Source organism: Trinickia sp. (assembly GCF_051954495.1).
Taxonomy (GTDB): Bacteria; Pseudomonadota; Gammaproteobacteria; order Burkholderiales; family Burkholderiaceae; genus Trinickia.
Genome location: NZ_JBQCHR010000126.1, coordinates 49,057 through 55,837 on the forward strand (window position 1 = coordinate 49,057; position 6,781 = coordinate 55,837).

Annotated in this window: 7 protein-coding genes and 1 pseudogene; all 8 read left to right on the plus strand. The window is 64.7% G+C overall.

All coding sequences use genetic code 11. The features are described 5' to 3' along the window. The first annotated feature begins 46 nt into the window (after positions 1-46). A complete protein-coding gene (locus ACTHNR_RS17320) occupies positions 47-976 on the plus strand; it encodes a prephenate dehydrogenase (RefSeq protein WP_440548885.1) in 930 nt (309 codons plus the stop codon). Positions 977-987: 11 nt separating this feature from the next. Next, a pseudogene (gene aroA / locus ACTHNR_RS17325) lies at positions 988-2,223 on the plus strand (3-phosphoshikimate 1-carboxyvinyltransferase); the annotation flags it as partial. Further along, complete coding sequence (locus ACTHNR_RS17330; RefSeq protein ID WP_440548886.1) at positions 2,178-2,324, plus strand: hypothetical protein; 147 nt, start codon at positions 2,178-2,180, stop codon at positions 2,322-2,324. The pseudogene aroA and the gene ACTHNR_RS17330, both read left to right, overlap by 46 nt. After that, positions 2,321-2,995: a (d)CMP kinase gene (gene cmk, locus ACTHNR_RS17335; protein WP_440548887.1), complete on the plus strand. Its 675-nt coding sequence runs from the start codon at positions 2,321-2,323 to the stop codon at positions 2,993-2,995. Before ACTHNR_RS17330 ends, cmk begins: the two co-directional genes overlap by 4 nt. A 134-nt stretch (positions 2,996-3,129) precedes the next feature. Further along, the gene (rpsA, locus tag ACTHNR_RS17340) at positions 3,130-4,842 is read left to right on the plus strand and encodes a 30S ribosomal protein S1 (protein WP_440548888.1); all 1,713 of its coding nucleotides are present in this window, start codon (positions 3,130-3,132) and stop codon (positions 4,840-4,842) included. Between the two features lie 23 nt (positions 4,843-4,865). Further along, entirely contained in the window at positions 4,866-5,189 is a 324-nt protein-coding gene (locus ACTHNR_RS17345) for an integration host factor subunit beta (protein WP_440548889.1), read from the plus strand. Between the two features lie 330 nt (positions 5,190-5,519). Then, positions 5,520-5,813: a lipopolysaccharide assembly protein LapA domain-containing protein gene (locus ACTHNR_RS17350; protein WP_440548890.1), complete on the plus strand. Its 294-nt coding sequence runs from the start codon at positions 5,520-5,522 to the stop codon at positions 5,811-5,813. 51 nt (positions 5,814-5,864) lie between these two features. Further along, the coding region (lapB, locus tag ACTHNR_RS17355; RefSeq protein ID WP_440548891.1) for a lipopolysaccharide assembly protein LapB at positions 5,865-6,781 on the plus strand (917 nt) is incomplete at its 3' end.

The window sequence follows — 6,781 nt, forward strand, 5'->3', positions numbered from 1 at the left end:
TGCTGCGCGCGCCCCGTGCGCGCGCTTTTCAGCTTGCGAGCAACTCGTGACAACGTTCACTTTCGACAAACTCGTCATTTTCGGCGTGGGGCTCATCGGCGGCTCGCTGGCGCGCGCCCTGCGCGAGCGCTCCGGCGCCGCTAGCGGCGGGCGGATCGTCGGCGTGGGCCGTTCCCGCGCCTCCGCCGAGCGGGCGCGCGAGCTCGGCGTCGTCGACGATGTCGCGGCGCTCGACCGCGACGACGAACTCCGCGCCGCGCTGGACGGCGCCGATCTGGTGCTGATCGCGGCGCCGGTGGCCCAAACGGGGCCGCTGCTCGAGCGCATCGCGCCGTTCTTGAGCGACGCGGCGATCGTCACCGATGCGGGCAGCACGAAGTCGGATGTTGTGGCAGCGGCGCGTGCGGCGCTCGGTGACCGGATCGCTCGATTCGTGCCCGCTCACCCCATCGCGGGGCGCGAGTCGAGCGGTGTGGAGGCGGCGCTGCCCGATCTGTACGTGGGCCGAAACGTCGTAGTCTGCCCGCTGCCCGAGAATCGTCCGCAAGACATTGCGCGCATCGACGCGCTATGGCGCGCGACGGGGGCGCAGGTCAGCACGATGAGCCACGAGCAGCACGACCGCGTATTCGCGTCTGTCAGTCATCTGCCCCATCTGCTGTCGTTTGCGCTCGTCGAGCGCATTTTGGGCGCGCCCGACGCGGCGCTGAAATTTTCGTTCGCCGCCGGCGGTTTTCGCGATTTCACGCGGATCGCGGCGTCCAATCCCGAGATGTGGCGTGATGTCTGTTTGGCCAACCGGGAGGCGCTCGTCGATGAACTCGACGGCTACACGGCGGTGCTCGCGCGTCTGCGCGCGGCCATCGTGGCCGGCGACGGTGCAGAGTTAGAGGCGGTATTCGCACGCTCGCGCGAAGCGCGCAGCCAATGGCAGGAACGCGGCGGCCGCGCCAGCGGCGATACCGCCCCGAAATGAAAGGACACACCATGGAATACCTCGATCTCGGACCTTACTCGCGGGCGCAAGGCACCGTCCACCTGCCCGGCTCGAAGAGCATCTCGAACCGCGTGCTCTTGTTGGCGGCTCTGGCCGAAGGCGAGACGGCGATTTCGAACCTGCTCGATTCGGATGACACGCGCGTGATGCTCGACGCACTCGAAAAGCTCGGCGTCAAGTTTACGCGCGAGGGCGACCGGTGCGTCGTGCAGGGCACGCGCGGCGCGTTTACCGCCAAGACGGCCGATCTCTTTCTCGGCAACGCCGGCACGGCGATTCGCCCGTTGACCGCCGCGCTCGCCGTGAACGGCGGCGACTACCGCGTGCACGGCGTGCCTCGGATGCACGAGCGGCCGATCGGCGACCTCGTCGACGGCCTGCGCCAGATCGGGGCGCGGATCGACTACGAGGCGAACGAAGGCTACCCGCCGCTGCGTATTCGCGCGGGGGACATCGCGGTGGACGAGCCGATCCGCGTCCGCGGCGACGTCTCGAGCCAGTTCCTGACGGCCCTCCTGATGACGCTGCCGCTCGTGCGGGCGAAATCGGGCGAGATCGTCGTCGAAGTCGAAGGCGAGCTGATCTCCAAGCCTTACATCGAAATCACGATGAAGCTGATGGAGCGCTTCGGCGTAACGGTCGCCCGCGAGGGGTGGCAGCGCTTCACGGTGCCGGCCGGCGTGCGCTACCAGGCCCCGGGCGCGATCATGGTGGAGGGCGATGCGTCCTCGGCGTCGTACTTCCTCGCGGCGGGCGCGATCGCGGGCGGGCCCGTGCGTGTCGTCGGCGTGGGGCGCGAGAGCATTCAGGGCGATGTCGGGTTCGCGGACGCTCTGACGGCGATGGGCGCGAACGTCACCATGGCCGCGGATTGGATCGAGGTGCGCGGCGTGGGCCACGATCACGGCCAGCTCGAAGCGGTCGACATGGATTTCAATCTCATCCCTGACGCCGCGATGACGATCGCCGTCTGCGCGCTGTTCGCGCGTGGCACGACGCGCCTGCGCAACATCGGCAGCTGGCGCGTGAAGGAAACGGACCGCATCGCGGCCATGGCGAAGGAACTGCGCAAGGTGGGCGCAACGGTGGAGGAGGGCGAGGACTTCCTCGTCGTGACGCCGCCCGCGCGGCTCGCGCCCGGCGCCGCCATCGACACCTATGACGATCACCGCATGGCGATGTGTTTTTCGCTCGTTGCGCTCGGCGCGGTGCCCGTGCGCATCAACGATCCGAAGTGCGTCGGCAAGACGTTTCCCGATTATTTCGACCGCTTCGCGGCGCTCGTCGGCGCCTGATGCCCGGCCCGATGCTCTCATTCCTTAGATGAAACCGACTCGCCCCTTCCATCAGACTCCCGTCATCGCCATCGACGGCCCGACCGCCTCCGGCAAGGGCACCGTGGCGGCGCTCGTCGCCGCCCAGCTCGGCTTTCATTTGCTGGACAGCGGCGCGCTGTATCGCTTGGCCGCCTTGGCCAGCGTACGCTACGGCGTCGCCGCCACGGACGCGGACGCGCTCGCCGCGCTCGTCGACGACTTGCACATTACGTTCCGCGAGGGCTGCGCGCAGCTCGACGGCGTCGATGTGTCGAGCGAAATCCGGGCCGAGGAAATCGGCAATCGGGCCTCGGCCATCGCGGTCCATCAGAACGTGCGGGCGGCCCTCGTGGCGCGCCAGCGGGCCTTCCGCAAGGAACCGGGGCTCGTGGCGGATGGCCGCGACATGGGCACCGTCATCTTTCCCGACGCGGTGCTGAAGGTGTTTTTGACGGCCAGCGTCGAGGCACGCGCGGCCAGGCGGTATAAGCAATTGATCCAAAAAGGCTTTTCTGCTAATATGGATGACTTGCTTCGGGATTTGCGCGAGCGCGACGAACGTGACAGCAGTCGCGCCGCCGCTCCGCTCAAGCCCGCGGCAGATGCAAAGCTGCTGGATACCTCAACGCTTTCGATCGACCAAGCGGTCGGCGAAGTGGCGAAGTGGTATCGGGAGCGGTAGGTGCTCGAGGCGCGATAGCGCTTTGCGCGTGGTTTCAACCCTTAACCCCGTATGGCGTTCGCATCGCCGTCGTAGCGTGCCCGGTTGTTCGTTGCCGGCACTGACAATCGCGAAGCCATGCATTTACGATTTTTATGTCCGACCTGCAAACCTCCAACCCGAACACCGAATCTTTCGCGGCTCTCTTCGAAGAGTCGCTGACCAAGCAAGACATGCGCGCCGGCGAAGTGATTTCCGCCGAAGTCGTGCGTGTCGACCACAACTTCGTGGTCGTCAATGCAGGTCTCAAGTCCGAAGCCTATATCCCGCTCGAAGAGTTCCTGAACGACGCGGGCGAGGTAGAAGTGCAGGCGGGCGACTTCGTTTCGGTCGCGATCGACGCGCTCGAAAACGGATATGGCGACACGATCCTCTCGCGCGACAAGGCGAAGCGTCTCGCTTCGTGGCTGTCGCTGGAAAAGGCGCTCGACAACAACGAACTCGTGACCGGCACGATCACGGGCAAGGTCAAGGGCGGCATGACCGTCATGGTGAACGGCATTCGCGCGTTCCTGCCGGGTTCGCTCGTCGACACGCGTCCGGTCAAGGACACGACGCCGTACGAAGGCAAGACGCTCGAATTCCGCGTCATCAAGCTCGACCGCAAGCGTAACAACGTCGTGCTGTCGCGCCGCGCCGTCATCGAAGCGACGCAAGGCGAAGAGCGCGCGAAGCTGCTCGAGACGCTGAAGGAAGGCGCGATCGTCAACGGCGTGGTCAAGAACATCACCGATTACGGCGCGTTCGTCGACCTCGGCGGCATCGACGGCCTGCTGCACATCACCGATATCGCGTGGCGTCGTGTGCGTCACCCGAGCGAGGTGCTGTCGGTCGGTCAAGAAGTCACGGCCAAGATCCTCAAGTTCGACCAAGAGAAGAACCGCGTTTCGCTCGGCATCAAGCAATTGGGCGACGATCCGTGGGAAGGCATCTCGCGCCGCTACCCGTCGGGCACGCGTCTGTTCGGCAAGGTCACGAACATCACCGATTACGGCGCGTTCGTCGAAGTCGAATCGGGCATCGAAGGTCTGGTGCACGTGTCGGAAATGGACTGGACGAACAAGAACGTCGCTCCGTCGAAGGTTGTTCAGCTGGGCGACGAAGTCGAAGTCATGGTGCTCGAGATCGACGAAGACCGTCGTCGTATCAGCCTCGGCATGAAGCAATGCAAGCCGAACCCGTGGGATGACTTCAGCCGCAACTTCAAGAAGGGCGACAAGATCACGGGCGCCATCAAGTCGATCACCGACTTCGGCGTGTTCATCGGTCTGCCTGGCGGCATCGACGGCCTGGTCCACCTGTCGGATCTGTCGTGGAGCGAAGCCGGCGAAGAAGCCGTGCGCAAGTACAAGAAGGGCGACGAGGTGGAAGCGGTCGTGCTCGGCATCGACGTCGAGAAGGAACGTATTTCCCTCGGCATCAAGCAACTCGAAGGCGATCCGTTCAGCAACTTCGTTGCGATGAACGACAAGGGTTCGATCGTCGACGGCACGGTGAAGACGGTCGACGCCAAGGGCGCGGTGGTTGCGCTGTCGGCTGAAGTCGAAGGCTACCTGCGTGCTTCGGAAATCGCGCAAGATCGCGTCGAAGATGCTCGCAACGTGCTGAAGGAAGGCGACAAGGTCAACGCGATGATCATCAACATCGATCGCAAGTCGCGTGGCATCAACCTGTCGATCAAGGCCAAGGATTCGGCCGAGCAGCAGGAAGCGATTCGCGGCCTCGCGGCCGACACGAGTTCGGCCGCTTCCGGCACGACGAACCTTGGCGCTCTGCTCAAGGCCAAGCTCGACGGCCAGAATCAGTAAGCCTTTGAGAGGTTTGCCGCAGTATGACCAAATCGGAATTGGTCGCCCAGTTGGCAGCGCGATTTCCGCAGCTTGTTCTTAAAGATGCGGATTTCGCGGTCAAGACGATGCTTGATGCGATGTCCGAGGCGTTGGCTAAGGGACATCGCATTGAAATTCGCGGCTTTGGCAGCTTTGGTCTGAACCGTCGCCCGTCCCGCGTCGGACGTAATCCGAAATCGGGAGAGAAGGTGCTCGTGCCGGAAAAGCACGTGCCGCACTTCAAACCCGGCAAGGAACTGCGTGAGCGGGTGGACGGTCGGGCCGGCGAGCCGCTCAAGCCGGACCAGGCGGACGACGATCTTTGACTGCGGCGCGGCCCCCCGGGTAAAAGGGAGGCGCAACGCAGGACGGGCTCGTCGTCGGTGGTGTCCTCGACGCCAAGGCCGACAGTAAAACCGGCAAAGCAATTCGAAAAAGCGCCTTCGGGCGCTTTTTCTTTTTGTTCGATGCGCCCGGGGTGCAGCAGCCGCCACCGCTCCGGCCTGACGTGGCCCGGCCAGCCCCGCATCCTTTCCATTACAATACGGGCACTTTTACGTAGGCGCCGAGACGTCGGGCGCCGGTGCGTCATGCGTGGATGCACGCAGGCTAGCGCCGCTTTTACGACAACCGTATTCGCCGTCGAGAGAGCTTTTATGAAATTTATCGTCTGGGTGATCCGTGTGCTCGTGTTCGTGGTGCTGCTCGTCCTCGCGCTCGCCAACCAGCAAAGCGCATCGCTGAGCTTCGCGGGCTACGTATGGCAAGCGCCGCTCATCCTGATCGGCCTCGCGTTCTTCGCCGTCGGCTTGCTCGCGGGCCTGGTCTCCGCCGTACCGGCAGTCGTGCGGCTCAAGCTCGAGAACGCGCGCACGCGGCGAGAGCTTCGCGCGGCGCGCGAGCAAACGCCGCCCACCGTTGTCGAGCCGCCGATGCCCCCGGTCATTTGAGTCGACCTTTCGTCCGCACGCATTTCTTTTCGCCGTTTCTTCGACCTTCGCATGGATCTCGATTTCTGGTGGCTCCTTGTCATCCCCGTTGCGTTCGCGCTCGGGTGGATGGCATCGCGCTATGACTTGAAGACGCTGCTGTCCGAAAGCGCCAATCTGCCGCGCTCTTACTTCCGCGGCCTGAACTTCCTCTTGAACGAGCAGCCGGACCAGGCGATCGATGCATTCATCGAAGTCGTCAAGCTCGATCCTGAAACGATCGAACTGCATTTCGCCCTCGGCAACTTGTTTCGTCGCCGGGGCGAAACGGACCGCGCGATCCGCATTCATCAGAATCTGCTGAGCCGCGCGGACTTGCCGGCCAGCGAGCGCGATCACGCGCTGTTCGAACTGGGCCAGGACTTTTTGAAGGCGGGTCTGCTCGATCGCGCCGAGGAGGCCCTCGGCCGGCTCGACGCGGGCGAATACGCGCGCGACGCGCAGCGCGCGCTACTGACGATCTACGAGATCGAAAAGGACTGGACGAAGGCGATCGATGCGGCGCGCCGGCTCGAGACGATGGGCGCGGACTCGCTTGCCAAGGAAATCGCGCAGTTCCACTGCGAATTGGCACAAGAGGCGTTGCAGCGCAAGGACGCCGAGCAGGCCGACGCGCAACTCGACCGCGCGCTCGAGGCCAACCCCGCAAACGTACGGGCGACGATTCTGGCCGGCGACGTGGCCGCCGCCCGGGGCGATCACGCTGGCGCGCTCGACGCTTGGCGGCGCGTGGAGTCGCAAAATCCGTCGTATTTGCCGCTCGTCGCGGAAAAATTGATGAAGGCGTTCGCGGCTCTGTCGCGGCCGCAGGAAGGCGCCGCATTGCTGCGCGGCTATGTCGAGCGCTACGGGTCGAGCGATCTGCTCGACGTCGCCTATCCGCACGTCGCGCAGCTGTGCGGCGCCGAGGCGGCCCATGCGCTGGCCCG